Source organism: Campylobacter sp. CFSAN093249 (genome assembly GCF_011067895.1).
Lineage (GTDB): Bacteria > Campylobacterota > Campylobacteria > Campylobacterales > Campylobacteraceae > Campylobacter_D > Campylobacter_D jejuni.
The window spans coordinates 24,032-48,534 of record NZ_JAAMWM010000002.1 but is presented as its reverse complement, the minus strand read 5'-3'; the positions used below and the strand labels follow the sequence as shown (position 1 = coordinate 48,534).

The 24,503-nt window shown below is 30.9% G+C and carries 28 protein-coding genes and 1 pseudogene; 5 read left to right on the top strand and 24 right to left on the bottom strand.

Annotated features, from left to right (window positions below; genetic code table 11):
* The first annotated feature begins 86 nt into the window (after nucleotides 1-86).
* The gene (locus tag FBF10_RS01075) at nucleotides 87-842 is read left to right on the top strand and encodes a HugZ family heme oxygenase (RefSeq protein ID WP_002856189.1); all 756 of its coding nucleotides are present in this window, start codon (nucleotides 87-89) and stop codon (nucleotides 840-842) included.
* 13 nt (nucleotides 843-855) lie between these two features.
* On the opposite strand, the gene prfA is transcribed toward FBF10_RS01075, so the two are convergent.
* The 6 genes from prfA to FBF10_RS01045 form a co-directional block, all read right to left on the bottom strand.
* Nucleotides 856-1,923: a peptide chain release factor 1 gene (gene prfA / locus FBF10_RS01070; RefSeq protein ID WP_002888519.1), complete on the bottom strand. Its 1,068-nt coding sequence runs from the start codon at nucleotides 1,921-1,923 to the stop codon at nucleotides 856-858.
* An 18-nt stretch (nucleotides 1,924-1,941) separates the two neighbouring features.
* The gene (gene rpsT, locus FBF10_RS01065) at nucleotides 1,942-2,205 is read right to left on the bottom strand and encodes a 30S ribosomal protein S20 (RefSeq protein ID WP_002856547.1); all 264 of its coding nucleotides are present in this window, start codon (nucleotides 2,203-2,205) and stop codon (nucleotides 1,942-1,944) included.
* A 78-nt stretch (nucleotides 2,206-2,283) separates the two neighbouring features.
* On the bottom strand, nucleotides 2,284-2,784 hold the full coding sequence (locus FBF10_RS01060; RefSeq protein ID WP_002851418.1) for a phosphatidylglycerophosphatase A: 501 nt from the start codon (nucleotides 2,782-2,784) through the stop codon (nucleotides 2,284-2,286).
* Between the two features lie 4 nt (nucleotides 2,785-2,788).
* A complete protein-coding gene (locus FBF10_RS01055) occupies nucleotides 2,789-3,949 on the bottom strand; it encodes a sulfate adenylyltransferase (RefSeq protein ID WP_002888517.1) in 1,161 nt (386 codons plus the stop codon).
* Nucleotides 3,927-4,814 (bottom strand): response regulator, encoded by an 888-nt coding sequence (locus FBF10_RS01050; RefSeq protein ID WP_002851295.1) that lies wholly within the window; start codon nucleotides 4,812-4,814, stop codon nucleotides 3,927-3,929. The genes FBF10_RS01055 and FBF10_RS01050 overlap by 23 nt, the downstream gene beginning before the upstream one ends.
* Nucleotides 4,811-5,926: a bifunctional 2-C-methyl-D-erythritol 4-phosphate cytidylyltransferase/2-C-methyl-D-erythritol 2,4-cyclodiphosphate synthase gene (locus FBF10_RS01045; protein WP_002888515.1), complete on the bottom strand. Its 1,116-nt coding sequence runs from the start codon at nucleotides 5,924-5,926 to the stop codon at nucleotides 4,811-4,813. Before FBF10_RS01045 ends, FBF10_RS01050 begins: the two co-directional genes overlap by 4 nt.
* A 122-nt stretch (nucleotides 5,927-6,048) precedes the next feature.
* Between FBF10_RS01045 and FBF10_RS01040 the strand changes: the two genes are divergently transcribed.
* Both FBF10_RS01040 and FBF10_RS01035 read left to right on the top strand, forming a co-directional pair.
* Nucleotides 6,049-7,155: an Mrp/NBP35 family ATP-binding protein gene (locus FBF10_RS01040; RefSeq protein WP_002868831.1), complete on the top strand. Its 1,107-nt coding sequence runs from the start codon at nucleotides 6,049-6,051 to the stop codon at nucleotides 7,153-7,155.
* 25 nt (nucleotides 7,156-7,180) lie between these two features.
* Nucleotides 7,181-8,341: a 2,3,4,5-tetrahydropyridine-2,6-carboxylate N-succinyltransferase gene (locus FBF10_RS01035; RefSeq protein ID WP_002868830.1), complete on the top strand. Its 1,161-nt coding sequence runs from the start codon at nucleotides 7,181-7,183 to the stop codon at nucleotides 8,339-8,341.
* 24 nt (nucleotides 8,342-8,365) lie between these two features.
* Here the strand turns inward: FBF10_RS01035 and hisIE are convergent, their stop codons facing one another.
* The 18 genes and pseudogenes from hisIE to FBF10_RS08520 form a co-directional block, all read right to left on the bottom strand.
* On the bottom strand, nucleotides 8,366-8,989 hold the full coding sequence (gene hisIE / locus FBF10_RS01030) for a bifunctional phosphoribosyl-AMP cyclohydrolase/phosphoribosyl-ATP diphosphatase HisIE (protein WP_002851143.1): 624 nt from the start codon (nucleotides 8,987-8,989) through the stop codon (nucleotides 8,366-8,368).
* 1 nt (nucleotide 8,990) lies between these two features.
* Nucleotides 8,991-9,758, bottom strand: coding sequence for an imidazole glycerol phosphate synthase subunit HisF (gene hisF, locus FBF10_RS01025; RefSeq protein WP_002860062.1), 768 nt, complete (start codon nucleotides 9,756-9,758; stop codon nucleotides 8,991-8,993).
* Nucleotides 9,759-10,715 (bottom strand): HTH domain-containing protein, encoded by a 957-nt coding sequence (locus FBF10_RS01020; RefSeq protein ID WP_002888514.1) that lies wholly within the window; start codon nucleotides 10,713-10,715, stop codon nucleotides 9,759-9,761.
* Entirely contained in the window at nucleotides 10,700-11,431 is a 732-nt protein-coding gene (gene hisA, locus FBF10_RS01015; protein ID WP_002888513.1) for a 1-(5-phosphoribosyl)-5-[(5-phosphoribosylamino)methylideneamino]imidazole-4-carboxamide isomerase, read from the bottom strand. Before hisA ends, FBF10_RS01020 begins: the two co-directional genes overlap by 16 nt.
* Nucleotides 11,428-12,015, bottom strand: a complete 588-nt coding sequence (gene hisH, locus FBF10_RS01010; RefSeq protein ID WP_002888512.1) for an imidazole glycerol phosphate synthase subunit HisH — start codon at nucleotides 12,013-12,015, stop codon at nucleotides 11,428-11,430. Before hisH ends, hisA begins: the two co-directional genes overlap by 4 nt.
* Nucleotides 12,012-12,761 (bottom strand): hypothetical protein, encoded by a 750-nt coding sequence (locus tag FBF10_RS01005; RefSeq protein ID WP_002888511.1) that lies wholly within the window; start codon nucleotides 12,759-12,761, stop codon nucleotides 12,012-12,014. Before FBF10_RS01005 ends, hisH begins: the two co-directional genes overlap by 4 nt.
* The gene (locus FBF10_RS01000; protein WP_002888510.1) at nucleotides 12,751-13,821 is read right to left on the bottom strand and encodes a DNA cytosine methyltransferase; all 1,071 of its coding nucleotides are present in this window, start codon (nucleotides 13,819-13,821) and stop codon (nucleotides 12,751-12,753) included. The genes FBF10_RS01005 and FBF10_RS01000 overlap by 11 nt, the downstream gene beginning before the upstream one ends.
* On the bottom strand, nucleotides 13,818-14,876 hold the full coding sequence (hisB, locus tag FBF10_RS00995) for a bifunctional histidinol-phosphatase/imidazoleglycerol-phosphate dehydratase HisB (protein WP_002884745.1): 1,059 nt from the start codon (nucleotides 14,874-14,876) through the stop codon (nucleotides 13,818-13,820). The genes FBF10_RS01000 and hisB overlap by 4 nt, the downstream gene beginning before the upstream one ends.
* A complete protein-coding gene (gene hisD, locus FBF10_RS00990) occupies nucleotides 14,873-16,159 on the bottom strand; it encodes a histidinol dehydrogenase (RefSeq protein WP_002888509.1) in 1,287 nt (428 codons plus the stop codon). The genes hisB and hisD overlap by 4 nt, the downstream gene beginning before the upstream one ends.
* Before the next feature lie 7 nt (nucleotides 16,160-16,166).
* The gene (gene hisG / locus FBF10_RS00985; protein ID WP_002858407.1) at nucleotides 16,167-17,066 is read right to left on the bottom strand and encodes an ATP phosphoribosyltransferase; all 900 of its coding nucleotides are present in this window, start codon (nucleotides 17,064-17,066) and stop codon (nucleotides 16,167-16,169) included.
* 172 nt (nucleotides 17,067-17,238) lie between these two features.
* Nucleotides 17,239-17,592, bottom strand: a complete 354-nt coding sequence (gene rplQ / locus FBF10_RS00980; protein WP_002851332.1) for a 50S ribosomal protein L17 — start codon at nucleotides 17,590-17,592, stop codon at nucleotides 17,239-17,241.
* Between the two features lie 3 nt (nucleotides 17,593-17,595).
* Nucleotides 17,596-18,609 carry a DNA-directed RNA polymerase subunit alpha gene (locus FBF10_RS00975; RefSeq protein WP_002851403.1) on the bottom strand — a complete coding sequence of 338 codons (1,014 nt, stop codon included), beginning with the start codon at nucleotides 18,607-18,609 and terminating at the stop codon, nucleotides 17,596-17,598.
* Between the two features lie 12 nt (nucleotides 18,610-18,621).
* Nucleotides 18,622-19,248, bottom strand: coding sequence for a 30S ribosomal protein S4 (gene rpsD / locus FBF10_RS00970; RefSeq protein WP_002856574.1), 627 nt, complete (start codon nucleotides 19,246-19,248; stop codon nucleotides 18,622-18,624).
* Nucleotides 19,249-19,275: 27 nt separating this feature from the next.
* On the bottom strand, nucleotides 19,276-19,668 hold the full coding sequence (rpsK, locus tag FBF10_RS00965) for a 30S ribosomal protein S11 (protein WP_002779544.1): 393 nt from the start codon (nucleotides 19,666-19,668) through the stop codon (nucleotides 19,276-19,278).
* Nucleotides 19,669-19,677: 9 nt separating this feature from the next.
* On the bottom strand, nucleotides 19,678-20,043 hold the full coding sequence (rpsM, locus tag FBF10_RS00960; protein WP_002800121.1) for a 30S ribosomal protein S13: 366 nt from the start codon (nucleotides 20,041-20,043) through the stop codon (nucleotides 19,678-19,680).
* 2 nt (nucleotides 20,044-20,045) lie between these two features.
* Nucleotides 20,046-20,159 (bottom strand): 50S ribosomal protein L36, encoded by a 114-nt coding sequence (gene rpmJ, locus FBF10_RS00955; RefSeq protein WP_002781429.1) that lies wholly within the window; start codon nucleotides 20,157-20,159, stop codon nucleotides 20,046-20,048.
* A 171-nt stretch (nucleotides 20,160-20,330) separates the two neighbouring features.
* Complete coding sequence (gene infA, locus FBF10_RS00950) at nucleotides 20,331-20,549, bottom strand: translation initiation factor IF-1 (protein ID WP_002781436.1); 219 nt, start codon at nucleotides 20,547-20,549, stop codon at nucleotides 20,331-20,333.
* An 87-nt stretch (nucleotides 20,550-20,636) separates the two neighbouring features.
* Nucleotides 20,637-21,433 (bottom strand): annotated as a pseudogene (locus tag FBF10_RS08520) (MBL fold metallo-hydrolase).
* Between the two features lie 87 nt (nucleotides 21,434-21,520).
* Here FBF10_RS08520 and FBF10_RS00935 point away from each other — a divergent pair.
* Together FBF10_RS00935 and FBF10_RS00930 are read left to right on the top strand one after the other, a co-directional pair.
* Complete coding sequence (locus FBF10_RS00935) at nucleotides 21,521-22,816, top strand: MFS transporter (RefSeq protein ID WP_016818312.1); 1,296 nt, start codon at nucleotides 21,521-21,523, stop codon at nucleotides 22,814-22,816.
* Nucleotides 22,817-22,865: 49 nt separating this feature from the next.
* Nucleotides 22,866-24,497, top strand: a complete 1,632-nt coding sequence (locus tag FBF10_RS00930; protein WP_002888194.1) for a multidrug ABC transporter permease/ATP-binding protein — start codon at nucleotides 22,866-22,868, stop codon at nucleotides 24,495-24,497.
* Nucleotides 24,498-24,503: the final 6 nt, after the last annotated feature.

Sequence of the window (24,503 nt, the reverse complement as noted above, 5' to 3'; positions counted from 1 at the left end):
TAATTTATATATTTTAAGTGCTTTTTAATTTGATAATTGATACCATTTTTTTTAATATTTTATTTTAAAATCAAGAAAGGATAAAAATGAATTTTGAAAGCATTATTTCTCATATGAATGATCATCATAAATCAAATTTAGTCGATCTTTGTAAAAAATTTGGTGGTATTGAGCAAGTACAAGATGTTTTTCTAAAAAGTGTTGATTTTAATGGCTTAGATCTTGTTTACAATGATAAAGAAAATTTACGAGTGGAATTTCCTAAAAAAGCCGATGAAAACACGATTAAAGATGCTATAATATCCCTTTGCATGAGTGCAAAGAGCGAGCAAAATTTTAGTGGCGTAGAAAAAGAATTAAATGAATTTATGCTAAGTTTTAATTCTGTAGCTTTGGCAACTTTAAATGCAAATGGAGAAGTTGTTTGCTCGTATGCACCTTTTGTAAGCACACAATGGGGAAATTATATTTATATAAGTGAAGTAAGCGAACATTTTAACAACATCAAAGTAAATCCAAACAATATAGAAATAATGTTTTTAGAGGATGAGAGTAAAGCCGCTTCTGTGATACTTCGCAAAAGATTGCGCTATAGAGTAAATGCAAGCTTTTTAGAGAGAGGTGAAAGATTTGATCAAATTTATGATGAGTTTGAAAAACAAACCGGAGGAGAAGGAGGCATTAAAACTATACGCAAGATGCTTGATTTTCATCTAGTAAAGCTTGAATTTAAAAAAGGACGCTTTGTAAAAGGTTTTGGTCAAGCTTATGATATAGAAAATGGAAATGTTACACATGTAGGTGCTAGTGGAAATCCACATAAATTCCTACATAAGCATTAATTTATATAAAATCTTATAAATTTTGTTCTTGTAAAGCTTGGGCTTGATGATGAGTGATTAAAGGTTCTATGATTTCATCAAAAAGCCCATCTTGCATAATGGCATCTAAGCGATATAAAGTAAGATTTATTCTATGATCGCTGATACGATTTTGTGGAAAATTGTAAGTGCGAATGCGTTCACTTCTATCTCCGCTTCCTACTTGTGATTTTCTTGCTTCACTTTCTTTTGCCAGTCTTTCACTCTCTTGCATTTCATAAAGCCTTGCTTTTAGGACTTTCATCGCACTTTCTTTATTTTTGTGTTGGCTTTTTCCATCTTGATTGACTACAACTATACCTGTAGGGATATGAGTGATACGAACAGCTGAATCAGTAGTATTTACACTTTGTCCACCATGTCCTGAAGATCGCATAACATCAACTTTAAGATCGTTTGGATTGATTTCGATTTCTATATCATCAACTTCTGGCATTACTGCCACGGTGATAGCAGAAGTATGCACGCGTCCTTGGGATTCTGTTTGAGGAACTCTTTGAACACGGTGCGTTCCACCTTCATATTTAAGTCTTGAATAAGCTCCTGTTCCTTTAACAAGCATGATGATTTCTTTAAATCCACCTACACTTCCTTCACTAGAACTTACAATCTCAAGTTTATAGCCACGATTTTCAGCATATCTTGCATAAGCTTTTACAAGATCTCCTACAAATAAAGATGCCTCATCGCCACCTGTGCCTGCACGAATTTCAAGAAAAATATTTCTTTCATCATTGGGATCCTTAGGAAGAAGTAAAATTTTAATCTCTTCTTCAAGCTTTGGTTTTAATTCTTCTAAAGTTTTTAGTTCTTCTTTCGCAAGTTCCCCAAGTTCTGGATCGTTTAGCAAAGCTTTATTTTCTTCTATATTGTCTAAAGTTTTTAAATACTCTTTAGCTTTTAAAACGATAGGTTCTAAATTTTTTTGTTCTTTAGAGAGTGTAGTCATTTTACTGATATCGTTGATTATATCAGAACTGCTAAGAAGAGAATTTAACTCTTTAAAGCGTTTTAAAAAAGGATCTAGTTTGCTAGCTAACATTAAAAACTATATAGAAAATTATGCGATTTTATTTACTAAAAGGGCTAAGCGGCTTACACGGCGAGAAGCAGTTTGTTTTTTAATGAAACCGCGACTTACCATAGCATGAATGCTTTTATTAGCTACTTTTAAAGCTTCATTAGCAGCATTTTTATCTCCATTTGCTGCAGCTTCTCTTACGGCTTTAGTTATATTTTTAAGTCTTGTTCTATAGAATCTATTTCTTTCTGTTTTTTTAATAGTTTGTCTTGCTCTTTTTTCAGCAGATTTATGGTTTGCCATTTATATTTTCCTTTTTTGAAATTAAAGACTAAATTATATAAGAATAAAATTTAAAATTTAATTAATTTAAGCAAAATTTCAAAATAAGTCTTTTAAATTTATATCCCAAAAAACTAGATTAAATTTAAGTAAAAATCCATAAATTACCGCACTTAAAAGTCCAGCAAACAATCCTGCTAACATATCATCAAGCATTACACCTAGTCCGCCTTTGACTTTTTTATCTATCTTACCAATAATAGAAGGTTTTGTAATGTCAAAGAGTCTGAATAAAACAAAAGCCAAAATAAAATTGACTATCGAGTTTTCAACACTTGCTGCAATAGCACAAGCAAGAAAAACTCCAGCAACCTCATCGATAACTATGTGTTTGTCATCGTGAATTCCTGTTTTTTTTTCATAATCATCTATAACACGAATACTTGCAACAAAAATTAAAATGCTTAGTAAAAACAAAGTGTTAATCCCGAGATATTTAAGTATAAAAAAAGCAGGTATTAAAGCAGCGATAGTACCAAAAGTCCCACTTGCCTTTTTTACAGAACCTGAATAAAAAAAAGTTAAAAATAATTTTTGCATTTTATTACACCATATAAGACATTTGATGAATTTCTAAAAGTTTTTGATAAAATTCTTCATCATTTTTGTATTCTAAAATTCCATCAGTTGGAAAAAGCTCATTATAAATTTTTTGCATATTTTTTAATCTATTTGGAAAAAGAGAAGTTAAAATAACACTAGATACTTCCTTGCGCATGAAAATTGCTGGAGGAATGATACCCGCTCTTAGTAAATCTTTTAAAGACTGAGAATTATAGTGCAAATGGTGATGACAACCATGAGGGCAAGATCTTGTGCTAACAATCATGCGACATTGATCGCAAAATACAAATTCAGGCAAAACGATCACTTCTATGCCATAGTCCTTGGAAAAATCATCAAGTATGGTTTTTGGTTGGTTATCATCATAAAACATTCCAAGTCCTGTATGATTTTGTCCTACTACTAGTTTGGTACAACCTAGACTTTTTGCGATAATACTTTCTAAGCCAGGATTTAAATGAGCGTGAAAAATATTAATATTTTTTAATGGAAAAATGAAAATTCTATCCGGTGGAAGATAGTTTTGAATAAATTTTTTCAAATATGCTTCTTTAAGTTCGAATTCAAACCCATTTACATCAAAAGATTCTACAAGAAAAATTACAACTAAATCTGCTTTATCAATAGTCCAACGAAACATTCTTTCATGGGCACGATGCAAAGGATCAAAACTTGAAACTATAGCAGTAATTTTTTGTGCATTAAGATTGTTTTTGATTTGTTGAAAATTCTCTTTTATTTTTTCAATTTGAGAATTATAAATTTCTATTTTTCCACTTATGCAAGTTGTTCCCATGTCTTCTAAAGAGCAAGTGTTAGGACTGAAAATATCAGAAAAATTTTTATTATTTTTAAATTGGCTTTTAAAATCTATATGTCCTACTACTTTTTCATCTAGCATGAGATCGATTCTATCGCCAGATTTTATATCATTTAGTGCTTCTTCGGCATTTTTTGGTGCAAAGCTTAAGGGATAGGGAAAGCTTTCTCCTTTAAATTTTCCTGATTTAATGATTTCATTGACTTCTTTTTCATTCATTAAATGAGTGCAAGTGCCTAGCAAACCTTCTTTAATAAGTGATAAGATGCCAAATTCATTTTGATCTATGATAATGTTTTTATTTTTTCTTGCTGATTTCATATTTCTTCCTTTTTTCCCATAAAGATTTACGTGAAATGCCTAATTTTTTTGAAAGATCGGTATCAGGAAATATATTTTGGTAATTTATAATAACATATTTTACATACTCATCTATAGTTAAAATTTCATTGCTATTGATATTTTTTTCATTATCATTTAAATTAATGCAGTTTATTTTTAAATCATCTGTATTTGAATTGGTATGCAAAATAACATTTTTGTTTTGTATAAAATCTAGGAGTTTTTCCTTTTCTGCTGCTTTTAATGCTTGAAAATTACTCAAAAATAAAAGATTGTTTTCTGTGGGAAGTTTCATAACTTTTTCAACTGAATTTGTAGATGTTAAATCAATAAAAGAAAGAGTAATGTCACATTCATTTGCATAATTAAAAACAAAAGCATCAGCGCTGCTTTGCTTGTTGGATTTTAATATCAATGGAAGTTTTAATTTTTTATAATTATACTCTGGAATTTTGATTGTTTCTAATCTTGATTTGATATAGCTTTGATAAGCTTTATTAAGGATTGAAAGTTTTCTAAAATCCTGATAATGCTTTATTTTTCTAATCAGCTCTTCTATCATAAAGGGTTTTTGAATATAATCACTAGCACCTAATTTCAAAGGATTTGAAACTGTATCTGTACTTATATAAGAAATAAGCAAAATAATAATACTATGTTTAAATTGACCTACGGCTTTTAGAAAATTATTAGTATTTGTAGAAAGCAGTATAATGTCATAGTATTTTTCACCATTGTATTCATCAAACGAGTTAATAATTTCACAGCTATATCCAGCATCACTTAGTTTAATGCTAATGCTTTGCGCTAGATAAATTTCATTTTCAATAATTAAAACTTTCATAATCTTGTCCAATCAAAATATTTTAAATTTACACTACTAAGCACCGCCATACCTTCTTTTCTTCCAATAAAACCCAATTTTTCCGTTGTTGTGGCTTTAACATTGATTCTAAATTCATCTAAATCTAAGGTATGAGCTATATTGCTTTGCATAGCTTGTTTAAAGTCTTTAAGTTTAGGGCTTTGTGCCATGACGCAAATGTCTATATTAATGAGTTCAAAACCTATTTCTCTGACTTTATCATAAGCTTGTTTTAAAAGCTCCATGGAGTTGGCATTTTTAAATTTCATATCAGTATCAGGATAAAGCTCTCCTATATCTCCAAGTCCTGCAGCACCTAAAATCGCATCGGTTAAAGAGTGAGCTAAAACATCTCCATCGCTGTGTGCTTTAAGCCCCATAGTAGGATGAATTTGCACTCCTGCTAAAAGCAAAGGGCGATTCTCTCCAAATTCATGCACATCAAAACCATTGCCAGTAAAAATTTCAAAGCTAGGTGTAGGCAAATCAAGTTTTTTAAGATCTTCTTTAAAGGTTAGTTTTCTTGCATTTTCTTCACCTTCAACAAACCAAATTTTTCCACCCATTGCAGCTATAGCTGTGCTATCATCTGTAAATTCTAGGTTTTGATCCAAGGCTTTTTTAAGCAATTTGGTTTTAGAAATTTGCGGGGTTTGAATGAGTTTGATTTTTTCTCTTTGCAAGGCTTCATTGTCAAAAAGTGTTGTATCTGCAACTTTTAAAGCAGGGGTAATACAATCTGCTTTATCTAAATTTTCAATCAAACGATCAAACAAATTTTTACTCACCAATACCCTTGCTACATCACTTACCATAACAAATTCGCTATCTATGAGCTCTAAGGCTTTTTTTAAGGATTCTGCTCTGGTATCACCACCTTCTATGAATTCATAGTTTTTGGTAAATTTTTTCATATAAGTGATATTACTAGAGGTAACAACTATTTTTTTAAAAGGATAAAAAGAGCTTAAATTTTTTGTTGCATAAAGCCAAAGAGGGTCATTTCCAAGTCGTAAAAATTGTTTTTTTACCTTTGTGTTAAAACGAGTAGAATTTCCAGCTGCTAACATAATGAGGCTAATTTCACTCATTTTTTCATTCCTCTTTTTAATATTGTTGGTTTTTATAATGTTACCATATTATACACTTATAAAAAGCTAAATTTTATCATTTTATTAGTAAAATTGATTTTTTTAAAAGACAAGGAAAAAATATGAAAGAACAAATTTTAGAGAAATTAAAAACTGTAAAATATCCTGGTTTTGAAAAGGATATAGTGAGTTTTAACTTTGTAAAAGATATTAAAATTCAAGATGATGGTGTATTCATTGATATAGAAATCGTTTCAGCAAATCCTGAAGTAGCTAATGAAATTCGTAAAAATGCTACTGAAGCTTTATCGAGTTTGGCTTTAAAAAATATCGAACTTAATATCATCACTCCAAAAATTCCTGAAGAAAAAAGTAATTCAAGAAGTGGAAAAAATATCGCTCCACAAGTAAAAAATTTCATCATGGTTTCAAGTGGAAAAGGTGGTGTGGGTAAATCTACAACTACAGTAAATTTAGCAATTTCCATGGCTAAAATGGGAAAAAGAGTAGGGATTTTAGACGCGGATATTTATGGGCCAAATATTCCAAGAATGCTAGGAGAAACCAAAACTCAGCCTGAAGTAGTAGGGCAGAGATTAAAGCCTATTTTAACTCATGGTGTTTATATGATGAGTATGGGGGTTTTGATCGAAGAGGGTCAAGGTCTTATGTGGCGTGGAGCTATGATTATGAAAGCAATCGAGCAACTTTTAGCTGATGTGATTTGGCCTGAACTTGATGTATTGTTTTTAGATATGCCTCCAGGAACAGGCGATGCACAAATTACTTCTGCGCAAAGTATTCCTATTACTGCAGGAGTTTGTGTAAGCACGCCTCAAACCGTATCTTTAGACGATAGCAAAAGAGCTTTAGATATGTTTAATAAACTTCATATTCCTATAGCGGGTGTGATTGAAAATATGAGTGGATTTTTATGTCCTGATAATGGTAAAGAGTATGATATTTTTGGTAAAGGAACAGCTGAAGATATGGCAAAAGCCTATAAAAGTGAAGTTTTAGCACAAATTCCTATAGAAATGATAGTAAGAGAAGGTGGAGATGAAGGCAAGCCTGTGAGTTTTTATCACCCTGAAAGTGTGAGTTCAAGGCGTTATTTAATGGCGGCCGAAAAAATTTGGAGTTTTATAGAAAAGATTAACAATGAAGGTGGTGCGGATAATTCTGCTATACAACCTGTGATGAATGGAAAAAGTGCGTGTTCGCATTAAAAATTAAGTGGATAAGGAAAAGAAAATGATTAATACTAAAGAAGATTTTTTACTTTTAATCAAACAAATCGAGCAAAAAAGTGGTTATAAAAAACCTAAAGCTTTTGGTATAGCAAGGCTTGATAGAGGACAGCTAAATAAAAATAAAATCTTGCAAGCAAGTTTTGCTTTGATTAATTACGAGCAAAATTTTGGCTCAGCAGCAATCATGCTTGAAGCTTTTATGCAAAGGGGCGTGGAGATTGATTTTAATGCGAGTGAGTTTGTGCAAACTTTAAAATTAGAAGATATTGATTTTGCACTTTCTTGTTTTAAACCTTTTTTAGAAGAAGAAGGGCATCAAAATATTGATTTATTAAAGATTATCAAAGATAAATTTAAAGACGATGAGTTTGCTTTTGTTTGTCTTTTTGAAGATAAAGAACCTTTAAGTGTAGAAAGTGTTTATCTAAAACTTTATTTGCTTTCTACTAAAAAAGTACCTTTAAGAAGTATCAATCTAAATGGAGCTTTTGGACTTTTAAGCAATGTAGCTTGGAGTGATGATAAGCCTATCGAGCTTGAGTATTTAAGAGCAAATGAAATGCGTTTAAAAATGAGCAATCAATATCCAAAAATCGATTTTGTTGATAAATTCCCAAGATTTTTATCGCATATTATCCCTGAGGATAATACAAGAATTTTAGAAAGTTCCAAAGTAAGAATGGGTGCATCTTTAGCAGCAGGAACAACCATCATGCCAGGGGCAAGTTATGTGAATTTTAATGCAGGCACAACAGGAGCTTGTATGGTTGAAGGGCGTATTAGCTCAAGTGCTATAGTAGGAGAAGGTTCTGATGTAGGTGGTGGAGCTTCGATTTTAGGTGTTTTAAGTGGAACAAGTGGCAATGCTATAAGTGTAGGTAAGGCTTGTCTTTTAGGAGCTAATTCAGTTACAGGAATTCCTTTAGGGGATAATTGTATAGTTGATGCAGGTATTGCGGTGTTAGAAGGAACGAAATTTTTACTCAAAGATGCCGAAGAACTTGCTAAACTTAATCCTTATTTTAATTTTGATAAAGAAATTTACAAAGGCTTAGAGCTTAAAGGTTTAAATGGGCTACATTTCCGTCAAGATTCTATAAGTGGTGCTATGATAGTAGCTTTAAATAAAAAAGCAGTCAAACTTAATGAAGCCTTGCATTGATATAAATTTATTTTACATAAAGCTTTAAGCTTTATGTCTTTCTTTTAATTTTGAAATCACATCTGAGAAACTAAGATTTGCATCTGCAAGTAAAACACTTAAATGATACATTAAATCCGCTGCTTCACAAATAAGCTCTTCTTTATCTTTTACTGTCGCTGCTAAAGCTGTTTCTACGCCTTCTTCACCAACTTTTTGTGCGATGCGTTTTGTACCACTTTTGAAAAGTTTTGCTGTATAAGAAGTATTTTCATCGGCATTTTTGCGTGCATTAATAAGTTTTTCAAGTCTGGCTAGAAAAACAAAATCTGCATTTTTAGAAATTTTTTCAAAACAAGAAATATCGCCCGTATGACAAGTAGGCCCTACAGGATTTGCTAAAATTAAAAGCGTGTCATTATCACAATCTAAGCTTAAATCTATGATATTTAAGAAATTTCCACTTTCTTCACCCTTCATCCAAAGACGCTGTTTTGTGCGTGAAAAAAAGACTACTTTGCCACTTTCTAAGCTTTTTTCTAAGGCTTCATTATTCATAAAGCCTAGCATTAAAACTTCGCAAGTTTTTGCATCTTGGATGATGACAGGTAAAAGATTATCCACTTTTTGCCAAGCGATTTTTTCATTAAGTTCTTTGAAATTTTGCATATTATATCCTTATACTTAAGCCTTGATTTTTAAGATAAATTTTTAATTCTTTAATGTCTATAAGTTTTTGATGAAAAACAGAAGCAGCTAAAGCCCCATCTATACCTAGTTTAAAAGCTTCTAAAAAATGTTCCATTTTTCCCGCTCCCCCACTTGCGATCAAAGGTACTTTACAAATTTTATATACAGCTTCTAATTGTTCTAAATCATAGCCATTTTTAACACCATCTTGATTCATCATATTTAAAACAATTTCGCCTGCACCTAGATCTTGCACTTTTTTAACCCATTCTAAAGTGCTTTTTCCACTATGTTTACTTGTTTTTTCATCCCCTGTGTATTGAAATACTTTTAAATTTCCATTTTCATCTTTAAAACTATCAATCCCTACTACTACGCATTGCACGCCAAAGCTTTTAGCAAGGCGTGTGATTAGGCTTGGATCATTTAAAGCAGGAGAATTGATAGAAATTTTATCTGCCCCATTAGCTAAAAGTTCAGCCGCATCTTCTTCGCTTTTAATACCCCCTGCAACACAAAAAGGAATATTGATATTTTTTGCTACTTCACTTACCCATTCTCTTGATATGCGTTCTTTTCTAGCACTTGCAGCAATATCATAAAAAACAAGCTCATCAATACCATTTTGAGAATAATACCTAGCAAGCTCTATGATATCTCCCATATCTTTATGGTTTTTAAATTGTGTTCCTTTTACTACTCTGCCATCTTTGACATCTAAACATGCAATTATGCGTTTTGTAAGCATTTATTTCTCCAAAATACATTTTTCTTTAAGATATTTTTCCATTTCTTCATCGCTTTTAATTTCATCAAAATTAGCTTGAATTTTTGCTTCTTTGCCCACTTTAATTTGTTTGTTTATATCATCAATAAATTCTTTAAAATTTGGATTTTTATTGATCAGCATATTTAGTGTTTGAATATCAAGTTCTTTTTCTTTTGCACTAATTAAAATTTGAGAATTTGAAATATCTTTTTCAAGTTTTATCACTCCTATGCCAAAACTTTGATTTAAGCGTCTTAACTCGCTTAAAACTTCGCTATCAATTTCTTGTAAAACAACCAAATAGCCTTCATTTGCCCAGCTAGAATTACTTACAGCTTGAAAATAGCATTCTTTTAAATTTGAAAAATTTAAAGCAATTTTAAGTTCAAAAGAAAAAAGTTTATAGCTATTTTGTTTGATATTTTCTAAAAGTGTTATGGTTTCTTTTTCATAATCATCATAAGGAAAATAAACCCCTACAATATCAGGATAATTCCACTTATCTTCCCCGCCCTTACCCTTTTTGCTTTGTTCGTGGTAAATTGTTTTGCAATTTAAATTAAAATCTAAATTTTCATATAAAAATTTTACAAGCAAGGGGTGTAAATCTCTTTCATGAAATTTATTTTTTTCTTGTTTTTCATTGGTAATTTCATTTTTATTATCAAGTTTTAAAAGTTCATTTTCTCTTTCTTTTAACCAAAAAGTTCTGGGTTTTTGGGAAGCTTTAATAAATAAAGAATTGTGTTGTAATTCTTTTATATCCACATATATTCTAGCTCCTAAAGTAGCAATTGGAGTTTGCCCTATACTAGAAAGCTTTTTATCTAAGCCTTTTTCAAGAGCTTTTTGCCAAATTTCATTAACACTTAAAGGTCTGTCACTTTGTTTTAAAATTTCTAAAGCAAGTTCTTTGTAGTTTAATTTGCTAGACATCTTATCCCTTCTTCTACACTAAAAACTCCGTCTAATAAAGCTTTTCCTACGATAACCCCACTACAAATTCCTTTTAAGTTTTCAAGGTCTTTTAAGCTCGCTACTCCACCACTTGCCTGAATGCAGATATGAGGAAAAATTTCATGGATAAGTTTGTAAAGTCTTACATTTACTCCTTGCATGGTGCCATCTTTTGAAATATCTGTGCAAAGTATGTGTTTTAAACCTTTATTGCTATAAAAATCTAAAACTTCCATAAGCTTTTTATCGCTTGCTTCTTGCCAAGCATTTACAGCCACAACATAATCTTCTTTTAAAATCGTATCTAAAGCTAAAACTATAGCTTCACTACCAAATTCTTTTAAAATTTCAAGACATAAAGTCGCATCTTTAATTGCCATAGATCCTATAACTACTCTTTTTACTCCACAATCAAGCAAAGCTCTAACTTCTGCTTTAGAGCGTATACCTCCACCTACTTGCAAATTGACACTGACTTCTTTGGCTAATTTTTCTATCAAAGCAAATTGTCTTTTGCTAGGATCTTTTGCACCTGTAAGATCTACAAGATGAAGTTCTTTCGCTCCTGCTTTTTCGTATTCTTTAAATTTCTTTAAGGGATTGTATTTATATACTTTTTTTTGTTCGTAATCCCCTTTTACAAGACGCACCACTTCGCCATCTATAAGATCGAGTGCGGGTATGATTTGAGTCATCCTATATCCTTAATAAAATTTGAAATTAAAATTTCCCCAGCCTCGCTACTTCTTTCAGGGTGAAATTGCACTCCGTAAAAATTATCTTTCATTACGCTTGCGCTAAATTTTTGCGAATACTCACAATCTGCTATAGTGTATTTCCCAAGTCCTACACAATAACTATGCACAAAATAAAAATAAGCCCCTTCTAAGCCTTTAAACAAAGCATGAGAGCTATAAACTTCATTCCATCCCATATGTGGAAAAGTAAAGCCTTCTTTAGCTTTAAATTTTTGAGTTGTAAAATCTATGAGTTTTAAGGTTTCTTGATTTAATTCTTCAGAAAAATTTCCTAAAATTTGCATACCTAAACAAATACCAAGCAAAGGTTTTTTGGTATTTTTAATAAAATCAATAAGATTAAATTGTTCTAAATTTTTCATCGCTTCTTTTGCAGTACCCACTCCAGGTAAAAAAAGTTTATCCGCACTTTCAAGTTCTTTTAAATCCCTACTGATAGTTGCATTAAAACCTAATCTATCCAGACAAAATTTCAAAGATGCCAAATTCGCACAGGCTGTATCGATAATAACCAATTTCATAATGATAAATCCTTAAATTTTGGAGCTTTATTTAAAAATAACCATTGAAAATAATTAGAATCAATATTAAAAACACTTTGCCCTTCCATTTGCTGTCTAGTAATCCAGTTTAAATCATTATTTTGAATTTTAGAAATATCCACAAAAGCAACTTGCCCATTAAATAAATCAAAATGAATTACTAGTGTTTTTATATTTTTATCATTAAATATATTTTTTGCTTCTCTAACTTTATGCTCTTTAATATCATTTATGCCTTGAAAACCACTTTGTATTTCAAGTCTATAATTATTAATTTCCAGATCAGCCCTAGGTGTTCTTTTAAAAGTATCTAAAGAGTGGAAATCATCGTCACCTATATTTTTAATTTCATCTTTAGAAATATCAAAAATTTCACTTATTGCTTTTTTAAAATATTCACAAACTAAATATCCTCTCATCCAACTGAAATAAACTTCTTCTTTGCGTCTTCCTTGATTATTTAAATTATTTAAAATATCATTATTTTTAAATATACTATAGGTATTAAATAAATATTTTTGTAAAAATAATTTTATATCACAAGGATCATAATAGCTTTTATTTATTTTTGTAAAAATTTCTGACAATCTATTGTTTAATTTTTCAATATAACAAAAATCAATTTCAGCTTTTATATCCTTTGCGCTTAAAAAATCTTTGAATTTTTGCTGAGATTGAAAGCCTAATATATATCTATAATTCTTAAAATCATCTTTATGAAACATTTATTTTTCCTTGTAAAATATATTTTTTTACCGCATCAGCTAGTGCTATACTAAGAAGCGGGGGAACTGCGTTTCCAATTTGTAATTTTTTACTAGTATCACTACCATAAAAAATATAATCATCCGGAAAACTTTGAAGTCTCGCTCCTTCTCTAATGCTTAAGGCTCTGGAATCTCTAGGATGAATACATCTTGAGCTGCTAGGTGTTGCGAAATTTCTAGTTATGGTTGGAGCTGGTCTATCCCACCACATTTTTGCATAAGTATTACAATAGCCCGATTTTGGTTGCAATTCTAAAGGTAGAGAATTTTTACTTTCGCCATCTTTGAGAGTTTGCATTATTCTAATAAGGTTTATATTGTTTTTCGGGCTAGAATGTTCTTTTAAAATTTCGCTTTTTCTCACAAAAGATAAAAAAGCATTATTAGGTTTAAATCTATAACCTTTATTATTTCCATTTTCTCCACTTTGAATAAAAGGCAAATCATCTAAAGCTTCTTTTAAACTTACAAATTTATCATGTGTTTTTTGCGGAAAAATAAAACTTCCATAATATATATCTTGTCTAATACCAACAATAATCAATCTTTCTCTAATTTGAGGCACTCCATAAAAAGCCGCATTTAAAATGCTATAATCAACAACATAATTTATTTTTTTAAATTGACAACAAATATACTTAAATAATTCCCCTTTTTGCATTGAAAGCAAACCTATTACATTTTCAAAAATAAAAATTTTTGGCTGAAGTATTTTTAGTACTCTTAGATATTCTTGAAATAAATTTGCTCGTTCATCCATTTTTCTTTTGCCTAAAGTAGAATAACTTTGACAAGGAGGACCGCCTAAAAGCAAATCTATTTTGCCAAAATTTAACATTTCCATTTCATCAAGTTTGCTAATATTTTTATGATAAACTTTTGTATTTGGATGATTCAAAGCATAGCTTTTTATAGCATCTTTATCAATATCATTTGCAAAAACTATATTGAAAAAAGGGTTTGTTGAAAAACCATAACTAAGACCACCGGCTCCACAAAAAATATCAGCAACTTTCATATCACTCCTTTAGAGCTGGCTAAATTTTCACTTTCTATTTTCACTGCCATTTTCAAAGCTTTTGCAAAGGCTTTAAAAAGCCCTTCGGCTTTATGATGATCGTTTTTGCCTTTAACTTTTAAATGCAAACTCACGCCCATAGCATAGCTTAAAGAATAAAAAAAGTGCTCGATCATTTCTGTGCTTAAAGCCCCTAAATAAGATTTTTTAAATTTGGCTTTATAGACTAAATGAGGACGATTGCAAAAATCCATCGCACAACTTGCCAAACACTCATCCATAGGTAAAGCAAAACCATATCTTGCAATGCCGATTTTATCCCCTAAAGCTTTTTTGATACAAGCTCCAAGTGCTAAGGCTACATCTTCAACGCTATGATGCTCATCGATTTCTAAATCCCCTTTACAAGAAATTTCAAGCCCTATACCTCCATGTACAGCGATTTGCTCTAACATGTGATCAAAAAAATCAATGCCTGTTTTAATGCTAACCTTGCCCCCATTTAAGCACACTTTTACTTTTATATCTGTTTCTTTAGTAGTTCTTTGATAACTCGCACTTCTAAAAGAACTTAAAATTTCATTTTCTATTTCTTTCCAAGAAAGTTCGCCATATCTTAAACCACGCACACCTAAATTTGAAGCTAAGATCATATCACTCTCACGATCTCCGATAACAAAACTTTGTTCTTTATCGTAAAGTTCGTGTTTGATATACTCTTCTAACATAGCGGTTTTAGGTTTTCTGCAAGCACAATTTTCATTTTCAAAATGCGGACAAATAAAAATATCTTGAAATTCTATACCGCAACTTTTTAAAATATCAAGCATTTTTTCATGAGCGATTTCAAAATTTTCCTTTGGAAAACTTGGCGTTCCAAGACCATCTTGATTGCTTACCATGACAAATTTAAATCCAAAATTTTTTAGTTTTAAAAGAGTGGGAATAGCATCTTTTTCAAAACGCAATTTTTCAAGAGTATCGATTTGAAAATCGCTTTTTGGCTCCTCTATTAAAGTGCCATCTCTATCTATAAAAAGGATTTTTTGACTCATTTTAAGCTTTCTAAACGAAAAGTTACTGCATTTTTGTGCGCGTCTAAATGCTCATTTTGTGCTAAAATTTCAACACTTTTACCTAAAGCTAAAAAACCTTCTTTACTTAACTCTTGAACGGTCATTCTTTTACTAAAATCTGCCAAACCTAAACTAGAATGCGTTTTAGTAAGTCCATAAGTAGGTAAAACATGATTTGTCCCACTTGCATAATCACCCATAGACTCTGGGGAATAAGCTCCTAAAAATACTGATCCTGCGTGTTTTACACCTTTTAAAAGTTCTCGTGGATTTTGAGTTTGTATGATCAAATGTTCAGGGGCGTAAAGATTTGAAATTTCTAAGGCTTGATTTAAATCTTTAGCTATGATAATGCGTGAATTAGCAATGCTTTTGCTTGCAAGTTCTTTGCGAGGCAAAAGTTCTAATTGACTTTGGACTTCATCACTTGCTTTTTTAGCAAAATCTTGACTTAAACACACTAAAATCACTTGAGAATCTGCACCATGTTCAGCTTGTGAAAGCAAATCACTAGCTACAAATTTTTCATTAGCTAAATCATCAGCTATGACTAAAACTTCACTAGGTCCTGCTTGCATATCAATAGCTGCTCCGTTTATATCACTACTTGCTTGGCGTTTTGCTTCGGTTACAAAGGCATTTCCTGGGCCAAAAATTTTATCCACCTTTAAAACACTTTGGGTACCGTAAGCCAAAGCTGCTATAGCTCCTGCACCGCCCATTTGATAAATTTCATCCACGCCACAAAGCTTAGCACAAAAAAGCACAGCATCATTGATTTTTGCAGGACTTGCTAAAACGATTTTTTCACAACCTGCAATTTTTGCAGGAATAGCTAGCATTAAAACCGTTGAAAACAAAGGTGCCAAACCCCCTGGTATGTAAAGTCCTACTTTTTCTATAGGGCGTGTTAAAACTTCGCATTTAACGCCTTTTGTAGTTTCAAGAGCGATTTCATGTGGGATTTGGGCTTCGTGAAATTTTTTGATATTTTCATAAGCCACTAAAATAGCTTCTTGTAAATCTTTATCTAAACGATTGCTTGCTTGAGTGATTTCTTCTTGAGTGATTTTAATCTTTGAAATTTCAGCCTTATCAAATTTCAAAGCTTGTTCTATCAAAGCTTCATCGCCTTTTTCTTGCACTTCTTTAATGATAGAACTTACTATTTTTGAAATTTCATCTTTCGCACTTATAGCAGGGCGTTTTAACGCTTCTTCTTTTTGTTTTTCATCCAAATTATCATATACTAAAATTTGCATTTTTTACTCACTTTAACATTTTTTCTATAGGCAGAACTAAAATCGAACTCGCACCTTCTTCTTTTAAAGCCTCCATGGTTTCCCAAAAAAGATTTTCTTTACTTACCATATGTAAAGCTACATTTTTTTCATCGTGTGCTAAAGGTAAGATAGTCGGTCTTTCAACTCCTGGAAGTAGGGCTTGAATTTTATCAAGCTTTTCTTTTGGAGCATGAAGCATAATGTATTTAGATTCTCTTGCTTGCATTACTCCTGCTACACGCAACATAATTTTATCCACTAAGGCTTGTTTTTCTTTACTTAAAGCATTTTCTTTTTGAATCAAACAAGCACGAGATTCATAAATGACTTTAACTTCTTTAAGATTGTTTGCTTGTAAAGTTGCCCCGCTTGAAACAAGATCGCAAATCGCATCGGCTAAATTTGCCCTAGGGGCTACTTCAACAGAACCTGTAAGCGTACAATTTTTATAATTAATCCCATTTTCTTTCATAAAACGCTTTAAAAGTTGTGGATAAGAAGTAGCTATCCTTAAGCCTTCAAAATCTTTCAAATTTTGAAATTTATTTTCTTGAGGTAAGGCAAGAGAAAGACGGCAATATCCAAAATCTAGCTTTTTTAAAAGCTTATAGCTTGGATTTTCTCCTAAAGACTGGCGTTCAAGTTCATTTTCTTCTAAAACATTTTCCCCTATAATGCCTAAATCTACAACCCCATCAAAAATAAGCCCAGGGATATCATCATCTCTAACGCGTAAAATATCTATGGGTAAATTTGTAGAAAAAGCGATCAAGCTTTGTTCATGGATATGCATTTTAACACCACATTCTGAAAGAAGCTCTATGGATTCTTTTGAAAGTCTACCTGATTTTTGTATCGCAATGCGTAAACGAGTGTTTTCTTGCATAACATATCCTTGAAATTAAAAATTAAAAACTTATATTAGCATAAGTAGTTGAATTTTTAGCAAGGGTTTTAGAAAATAAATAAATTTAATTTTATTTAAAATAATTATTTAAAACTTTTTATTTTTAAGGTATTTAATTGAAGTATTAATCCTAGCAAAAGCTAGGATTTGATTAAGCTACAAATTCGATGAAAGCCATTTCAGCAGCATCACCACGGCGAATTCTTGTTTTGATGATTCTTGTATATCCACCATTGCGATCTTTGAATTTTGGAGCAATTTCAGTCACTAATTTATTAGTAGCGTTTTTATCTTGCAATGAAGCAAAAACTGCTCTATGAGCGTTAAAATCTCCAAGTCTTGCTCTAGTAATCAATCTTTCTACATAACCTCTTAATTCTTTAGCTTTTGGTAGAGTAGTTTCGATTTTTCCGCTATTTACTAAAGCTATAGTTAAATTTTTTAATAAGGCAGCACGATGAGATGAAGTTCTGCCAAGTTTTCTATATCCATGTTTATGTCTCATTCTTTATCCTTCGTTTTGTGCTTTTAATTCTGCGATTTTATTTTTAAGTATTTCTTTATTATCGCTAAGCTTAGAAGTTCCCACAGGAAAACCTATGCTTTCCATGATGTTTTTAATTTCATCAAGAGATTTTTTACCTAAATTTTTAAGCCCTGCAAGTTCACTTACACTCATCAAAGCAAGCTCGCCTATGTAAACCACTCCTGCTTTTTCAAGACAATTATAACTTCTAGCACTTAAATTTAAATCTGTAATGTTTTGCAATAATTTAGTATTTTCTAGTTCATTGCTTGTTGCTTGATTTTTAATTACACTTCTAACATTGGTAATTTTATCAAATACTGATAATTGTTTATACATAGCTTCTAGAGCATTTTGAAAAGCTTCATTTGGAGTGATTTGTCCATCAGTTGTTACGGTTAAAACCACTTTTTCATAATCAGGATTATCTTCAAATAAAACTTTTTCAATATCATAGGTTGCTTCTCTTACAGGTGTAAAGAAAGCATCTAAAGCTATAAATTTAGGATCATTTATAAGCTCTTTAATTTCTTCGCTTGGTACATAGCCAATACCTTTTTCAACGATCAATGTGAATTTGAGCTCAGCATCTTCGTTGATTGTTGCTAGATAGGCGTCTTTATTTACTACTTCTACTTGATCATTATTTAGATCTTTGCCGTAAATTTCTTTTGAGCCTTTAAAGCTAAATTCTACTATTTCTTTATTTGAGTCGCCTTTAATTTTAAAGCGTAGTTTTTTTAGATTAATGATAAAAAGTGCTACATCTTCAAGCATACCACGCATGCTATCAAATTCATGAGCTACGCCATCAATATGAATCGCAGTTGGAGCATATCCTATGGTGCTAGTGTAAAGCAAACGGCGTAAAGGATGGGCTAGGGTGATTCCATAGCCGATCTCAAAAGGCCAAGCACTGATTTTAGCCACAGTATCACTAATGTTTTCTATTGTAAATTCTGTTGGCGTATAAGCAGATGTTGTAATATTTCTCATATTTAGCCCCTATTATTTAGAGTAAAGCTCAACGATAAATCTTTCCTCAACCGGAATGACAACTTCTTCTCTTTCAGGTTTTCTTGTGAAAATTCCAAATCTCTTATCTTTTTCAACATCAACCCAAGCAACGATTCCAGTTTGTGCTGTAAGTTCGATAGCTCTTGTAATTTGAGGATTGTTTTTGCTTTTTTCGATAATTTCGATTTTAGCACCTGCTTCTACTCTAAAGCTAGGAATATCCACTCTTTTACCATTTACTAAAACATGTCCATGTGTTACAAGTTGTCTTGCAAAACGACGTGTTGTAGCAAAACCCATTCTATATACTACATTGTCTAATCTTTGTTCTAAAAGTTGGATAAGTAATACCCCTGTATTTCCTTCTCTTCTTGCTGCTTCAGCAAATAAACGACGGAATTGCTTTTCGCTTACTCCATACATAAATTTAGCTTTTTGTTTTTCTCTTAATTGAAGTCCATACTCACTAATTTTACCTTTTCTTGCTCCGTGTTGTCCTGGTGCATAAGGGCGTTTATCTAGTGCACTTTTGCCAGCTAGTCTTCTTTCTCCTTTTAATGCTAAGCTAACACCAAAGCGTCTTTCTAATTTTTCTACTGGTCCTCTATATCTTGCCATAATATTCTCCTAAATTTTTCTTATATCTTAGACACGACGACGCTTAGGCGGTCTGCAACCATTGTGAGCTAATGGAGTGATATCTTTTAAGAAAGTTACTTTGATTCCTTCCATAGCACCTACACTCTTAACAGCAGTTTCTCTACCGCTTCCTGGTCCTTGTACTTTAATGCCTACTTCTTTAATTCCGTGTTCTTTTGCTTTATTTAAAGCGTCTTCTACTGCTTGTTGTGCTGCATAAGGAGTTGATTTTTTAGAACCTTTAAATCCTAAACCACCTGCACTACTCCAAGCGATAGCATTTCCCATTTCATCAGTTACTGTAACCATAGTATTGTTAAAAGTCGCACTGATATAAACAATACCTTTTGCTATATTTTTTTTAACTACTTTTTTCTTTACGATTTTTCTTTTTGCCATGATTTATCCTTATGATTTTGCACCAACAGTTTTTCTCTTACCTTTTCTAGTTCTTGCGTTTGTTTTTGTTTTTTGTCCGCGAACTGGTAAGCCTTTTCTGTGTCTTAAACCTCTAAAGCTTCCTAAATCCATAAGTGCTTTAATATCCATAGCAACTTGTTTTCTCAAATCCCCTTCAACCATATAGTTTTCTTGAATTTCTTTACGGATAGCTGCTGCTTCATCTTCACTTAACTCATGAACTCTTTTATCATAAGAAATTCCTACTTTATCTAGAATTTTTCTTGAAGTGAAAAGTCCTATACCATAAATATAGGTTAGTCCATACTCAATTCTTTTTTTCTTTGGTAAATCCACACCTGCAATACGAGCCATGTTTATCCTTGTCTTTGTTTATGTTTTGGATTTTCGCAAATAATGCGAACCACGCCTTTACGGCGAACTACTTTGCACTTGTCGCACATCTTTTTAACCGATGGTCTCACTTTCATGAGCGTCTCCTTGAATGAATTCCACTTGATTTACGACTACATCAGGTTTTATGAATAACCAACTATTTTCAAAATAAGTGGTGGATTTTAAAAATACTTCTTCATATAGTTCGATGTAATTTGTCGCAAAAACTCTAATTTTATCTAAAATTAGCTTTTAAATAACTTAGATTATTTATATCTAAAAGTTATACGCCCTTTATCAAGGCTATAAGGTGTAAGTTCTACTTTTACTTTATCACCTGGCATTATTCTTATATAATGCATACGCATTTTTCCTGCAATATGACATAAAATTACATGTTTGTTGTCAAGTTCAACCTTGAAATTTGCATTAGGCAATGCTTCAAGTACGGTGCCATCAATTTCAATTACATCATCTTTTGCCAAAATTTTCTCCTTTCATGAAATAAAAAGGCTATAATTTTAGCAAAAATTATTAAAATTTTTACTTAATTTTTAGTAATTTTTAAGTAATTAATCTAAAAATTCAGGTTCGATAAAAGATGCATGAGTCCCTATAACTTTGAGTTTTCTTTCTTTAAATTCTTTAAGTAGTTTTTCCCTTGTTTGTATAGCCTCATTTTGATCTATATCAAATTTTATAGCGATTTTAGGTTTTGGGATTTGTATATCATAAAGATGAAGTAAATCTCCCCAAAAGACTATTTTATCATCAATTATGATAGCATTTTGACCTGGGGTATGCCCGTAAGCAGGTATGGCTTTAATGCCTGAATTTTGAAAGATCAAATCTTTAGAGTGGTTAATAAATTCTATATTTTTAAGTTTAAGCAAGGTGTTTTTAATTTCTTGTCTATCACTTTTGATCCAAAAATCATATTCTTTTTTATCGATTAAAATTTGAGCTTTTGGAAAAAGATTTTCTTCGCTCATTAAAGCTTCTATATGATCAGGATGTGCATGTGTTAAGATAATATGAGTGATATCTTTAAAATCGGTTTTGTGGATATGTAATTTTTCTTTAATGTATCAATAGTATCTAAAAACCCTGTGTCTATTAAAGCATTAAAATTTGGATTTTTTATCAGAGTAATATTATGCTCATTTCTTTTGATTTTTGTGCGAGTTTTTTCTATAAAATTCTTATCTTCATCGTTTTGTGGCACTAAAAAAGAAAATAATAAATTTAAAAATTCATCATCAGATTGTTTAAGCGAGATTATATGGGTTTGATTTGAACTTTTGCTTGTGGTTTTTTCTTCTAAAAAATAAAGATTGGTTTTTAAAAGGGTGGTTATAAAATTAAACATATTTATCCTTAAATTTTTTAGATAATATTTTGGAAATGATTATAGTATAATAAAAACAATGTTTTTAAAATTTAAGGTAATTAATCAATGAGAAAATCAAAATTTGGAACAAAGGAAATTAAGATCTTAGGACTTTCTTCACTAGGAGGAACTTTAGAATTTTATGATTTTATTATTTTTGTCTTTTTTGCTGAATATATAGCCAATGTATTTTTTCCTAAAGATATGGGTGAATTTTGGGCTTTATTAAATACTTATGGAGCATTTGCAGCTGGATATTTAGCACGTCCTTTAGGTGGTATAGTTATGGCACATTTTGGAGATAAATTTGGGCGTAAAAATATGTTTATGCTAAGTATTTTACTAATGGTTCTTCCTACCTTTGTCTTAGCTTTTATTCCAGGTTATGAAACTCTTGGGTTTTTAGCTCCTGTTTTATTGATACTTATAAGAATTTTTCAAGGCATAGCTATAGGTGGAGAATTGCCTGGAGCTTGGGTTTTTGTAAGAGAACATTGTCAAGAAAAACAAAAAGCTTTCTTTTTAAGCTGTTTAAATTCAGCTATGGCTTTAGGAATTTTGTTAGGAAGTATAGTATTTTTAATCATTAATGCTTTTTTTAGTATAGAAGAAATTGCTACTTATGCATGGCGTATTGCTTTTTTTGTAGGTGGAATTTTTGGGATTATTTCTATTTATTTGCGTAGATTTTTGCAAGAAACTCCTGTTTTTAAACAAATGAAAAAAGAATCATCGCTTAGTTCTTTTCCGCTTAAAGATTTATTTAAAGAAAAGGATATTGTAAAAAAATTATTTTCATCAATGATGATGACTTGGGTTTTAACAGGTTGTGTTATTGTGCTTGTTTTATTAATGCCTAAATTTATGCCTAGTATTTTAAATTTAAGTGGGGTTGAAGGAAGTTATTTACAGATATTAGGAATTTTGGGAATAGCTTTAGGCGGGGCTTTTATGGGTTATCTTGTAGATAAATTTGGTTTATTTAAAATTTGCATTTTCTTTTCTTTAACTTTTGTATTTTTTTCTTTTTTATATTTTTATGCTTTATATGAGCTTAAAAATTTGGTTTTGGTGTGTATTTTGTATTCGATTGTTTGTTTTTTAGGTGGAATTAATGTGTTTGCACCTATTTTAATGAGTGAAGTTTTTAGAGCTAAAATAAGATTTTCAGGAATTTCTTTTTCTTATAATATTGCTTATGCAATTTCAGGCGGTATTACTCCGCAACTCGTTTTTTGGCTTAATACACTCGCGAGTAAAAATGAAAATCCATTTTTATATGGTATGAGTATATATATGATTTTTTTAGCGTTATTGGCTATTTGTGCTGTTTTTATAGTAAAAGATAAAATAAAATTTTGATAATCACTCTTAAAATGTTATAATTAAAATTATATTTTGGAGTTTATAAATGCCTTTTATTATGGAATTACTTAAACAAAATAAATTAAAGTTGATTTCTTTTTTGCTTTTTTCTTTTATTACAAGTGCTGTTGGAGTTTTAACTCTTGTTTTTATCAATGATTATTTGCTTAAAAATGCACAAAACATTCCTATTTTTTATTTTATTGTTTTGCTTTTGATATTTTTTATAAGTTCTACCATAGTTGAACTTGGACTTAGTATTTTTGGACAAAATTTTATTTTTAAAATGCAAAGGCGTGTAGTAAAGCAGATATTAGATACCCCTTTGTTAAGAGTGGCTAAAGTAGGTAAGGCTAGAATTTTAGCTTCTTTAGGAAGTGATGTGAGAAATATATCTTTTGGGCTTTTAAGATTGCCTGATTTTTTACAATCAAGTATATTGATTTTATGCACTAGTGTTTATTTATGTTATCTTTCACCACAAATTTTTGCTTTGTGTGTGGTATGGATTATGGTTATTTTTATTACTAATAATTTTTTGATGATGAAAGTATATCAGTATTTTAGAAAGGCAAGGGAAAATGATGATGCTTTGCAAAATAATTACCAAAATATACTAGATGGACATAAAGAACTTTTGATCAATCGTGATAGAGCCAAACTTTACTATGAAGATGAATTTGAAAATAATGCAAGATTGAAAAAGAAAAATAGTACTTTAGGCAATCTTTTTAACAATCTCTCAAACAACTGGACAAATGTAACTCTTTTGGCTTTAGTGGGTGTAGAGTTTTACTTAGCTTTAAAATTTGAATGGGCAAGTGTTGCAGATGCTACAACTATAGCTCTTTCTATTTTGTTTTTACGAACCCCTTTAGTATCTATGATAGGATCTTTTCCTACTTTGCTTTTGGCAAAAATTGCTTTGGATAAGATCGCAAAATTGGAATTAGATGATTATATAGAAGGTTTTAAAAAAACACATTATATTAGCGAATGGAAAAAAATTTCTTTTAGAAATACTCAATTTGCTTATGAAGAAAATTTTCACTTAAATCCTGTAAATATAGAACTTAAAAAAGGTGAATTGGTATTTTTAATAGGTAAAAATGGAAGTGGTAAATCCACTTTTTGTATGCTTTTGACAGGACTTTTTAAGCCAAGCAAAGGCGGAATTTATGTTGATGATACGCTTATAGATGATAAAAATTTAGATGAGTATAGATCTCTTATTTCTGCTGTTTTTAGCGATTTTCATCTTTTTACTAAAACCTTAAATAAAGAAAATTTTGCAAGCGAAGAAAAAACTGCTTTTTGGTTGGAGTTTTTAGAACTTAAAAATAAAACAAGTGTCAAAGATAATGAACTGACCTTAACTAAACTTTCTACAGGGCAAAAAAAGCGTTTAGCTATGCTTATAGCCTTGCTTGAAGAAAGGGATATTTTAGTGCTTGATGAATGGGCGGCTGATCAAGATCCTGTTTTTAGAAGATTTTTTTATAAAAAACTTTTACCTTTGCTAAAAGAGCAAGGTAAAACAATCTTTGCTATCACACATGATGATGCATATTTTGATAGTGCTGATAGAATTTTCTTGGCTCAAAATGGTGAAATCAGCGAATTAAAGGGTGAGAATATAAAGGAATTAGCTAAAAATTTAGTAGAAAAATTTGATTAAAGCCCA

Excerpts from the sequence above, each read along its gene's own strand:
- FBF10_RS01075 (WP_002856189.1), top strand. The coding sequence starts at position 87 with ATGAATTTTGAAAGCATTATTTCTCATATGAATGATCATCATAAATCA.
- prfA (WP_002888519.1), bottom strand. The coding sequence starts at position 1,923 with ATGTTAGCTAGCAAACTAGATCCTTTTTTAAAACGCTTTAAAGAGTTA.
- rpsT (WP_002856547.1), bottom strand. The coding sequence starts at position 2,205 with ATGGCAAACCATAAATCTGCTGAAAAAAGAGCAAGACAAACTATTAAA.
- FBF10_RS01060 (WP_002851418.1), bottom strand. The coding sequence starts at position 2,784 with ATGCAAAAATTATTTTTAACTTTTTTTTATTCAGGTTCTGTAAAAAAG.
- FBF10_RS01055 (WP_002888517.1), bottom strand. The coding sequence starts at position 3,949 with ATGAAATCAGCAAGAAAAAATAAAAACATTATCATAGATCAAAATGAA.
- FBF10_RS01050 (WP_002851295.1), bottom strand. The coding sequence starts at position 4,814 with ATGAAAGTTTTAATTATTGAAAATGAAATTTATCTAGCGCAAAGCATT.
- FBF10_RS01045 (WP_002888515.1), bottom strand. The coding sequence starts at position 5,926 with ATGAGTGAAATTAGCCTCATTATGTTAGCAGCTGGAAATTCTACTCGT.
- FBF10_RS01040 (WP_002868831.1), top strand. The coding sequence starts at position 6,049 with ATGAAAGAACAAATTTTAGAGAAATTAAAAACTGTAAAATATCCTGGT.
- FBF10_RS01035 (WP_002868830.1), top strand. The coding sequence starts at position 7,181 with ATGATTAATACTAAAGAAGATTTTTTACTTTTAATCAAACAAATCGAG.
- hisIE (WP_002851143.1), bottom strand. The coding sequence starts at position 8,989 with ATGCAAAATTTCAAAGAACTTAATGAAAAAATCGCTTGGCAAAAAGTG.
- hisF (WP_002860062.1), bottom strand. The coding sequence starts at position 9,758 with ATGCTTACAAAACGCATAATTGCATGTTTAGATGTCAAAGATGGCAGA.
- FBF10_RS01020 (WP_002888514.1), bottom strand. The coding sequence starts at position 10,715 with ATGTCTAGCAAATTAAACTACAAAGAACTTGCTTTAGAAATTTTAAAA.
- hisA (WP_002888513.1), bottom strand. The coding sequence starts at position 11,431 with ATGACTCAAATCATACCCGCACTCGATCTTATAGATGGCGAAGTGGTG.
- hisH (WP_002888512.1), bottom strand. The coding sequence starts at position 12,015 with ATGAAATTGGTTATTATCGATACAGCCTGTGCGAATTTGGCATCTTTG.
- FBF10_RS01005 (WP_002888511.1), bottom strand. The coding sequence starts at position 12,761 with ATGTTTCATAAAGATGATTTTAAGAATTATAGATATATATTAGGCTTT.
- FBF10_RS01000 (WP_002888510.1), bottom strand. The coding sequence starts at position 13,821 with ATGAAAGTTGCTGATATTTTTTGTGGAGCCGGTGGTCTTAGTTATGGT.
- hisB (WP_002884745.1), bottom strand. The coding sequence starts at position 14,876 with ATGAGTCAAAAAATCCTTTTTATAGATAGAGATGGCACTTTAATAGAG.
- hisD (WP_002888509.1), bottom strand. The coding sequence starts at position 16,159 with ATGCAAATTTTAGTATATGATAATTTGGATGAAAAACAAAAAGAAGAA.
- hisG (WP_002858407.1), bottom strand. The coding sequence starts at position 17,066 with ATGCAAGAAAACACTCGTTTACGCATTGCGATACAAAAATCAGGTAGA.
- rplQ (WP_002851332.1), bottom strand. The coding sequence starts at position 17,592 with ATGAGACATAAACATGGATATAGAAAACTTGGCAGAACTTCATCTCAT.
- FBF10_RS00975 (WP_002851403.1), bottom strand. The coding sequence starts at position 18,609 with ATGAGAAATATTACAACATCTGCTTATACGCCAACAGAATTTACAATA.
- rpsD (WP_002856574.1), bottom strand. The coding sequence starts at position 19,248 with ATGGCAAGATATAGAGGACCAGTAGAAAAATTAGAAAGACGCTTTGGT.
- rpsK (WP_002779544.1), bottom strand. The coding sequence starts at position 19,668 with ATGGCAAAAAGAAAAATCGTAAAGAAAAAAGTAGTTAAAAAAAATATA.
- rpsM (WP_002800121.1), bottom strand. The coding sequence starts at position 20,043 with ATGGCTCGTATTGCAGGTGTGGATTTACCAAAGAAAAAAAGAATTGAG.
- rpmJ (WP_002781429.1), bottom strand. The coding sequence starts at position 20,159 with ATGAAAGTGAGACCATCGGTTAAAAAGATGTGCGACAAGTGCAAAGTA.
- FBF10_RS00935 (WP_016818312.1), top strand. The coding sequence starts at position 21,521 with ATGAGAAAATCAAAATTTGGAACAAAGGAAATTAAGATCTTAGGACTT.
- FBF10_RS00930 (WP_002888194.1), top strand. The coding sequence starts at position 22,866 with ATGCCTTTTATTATGGAATTACTTAAACAAAATAAATTAAAGTTGATT.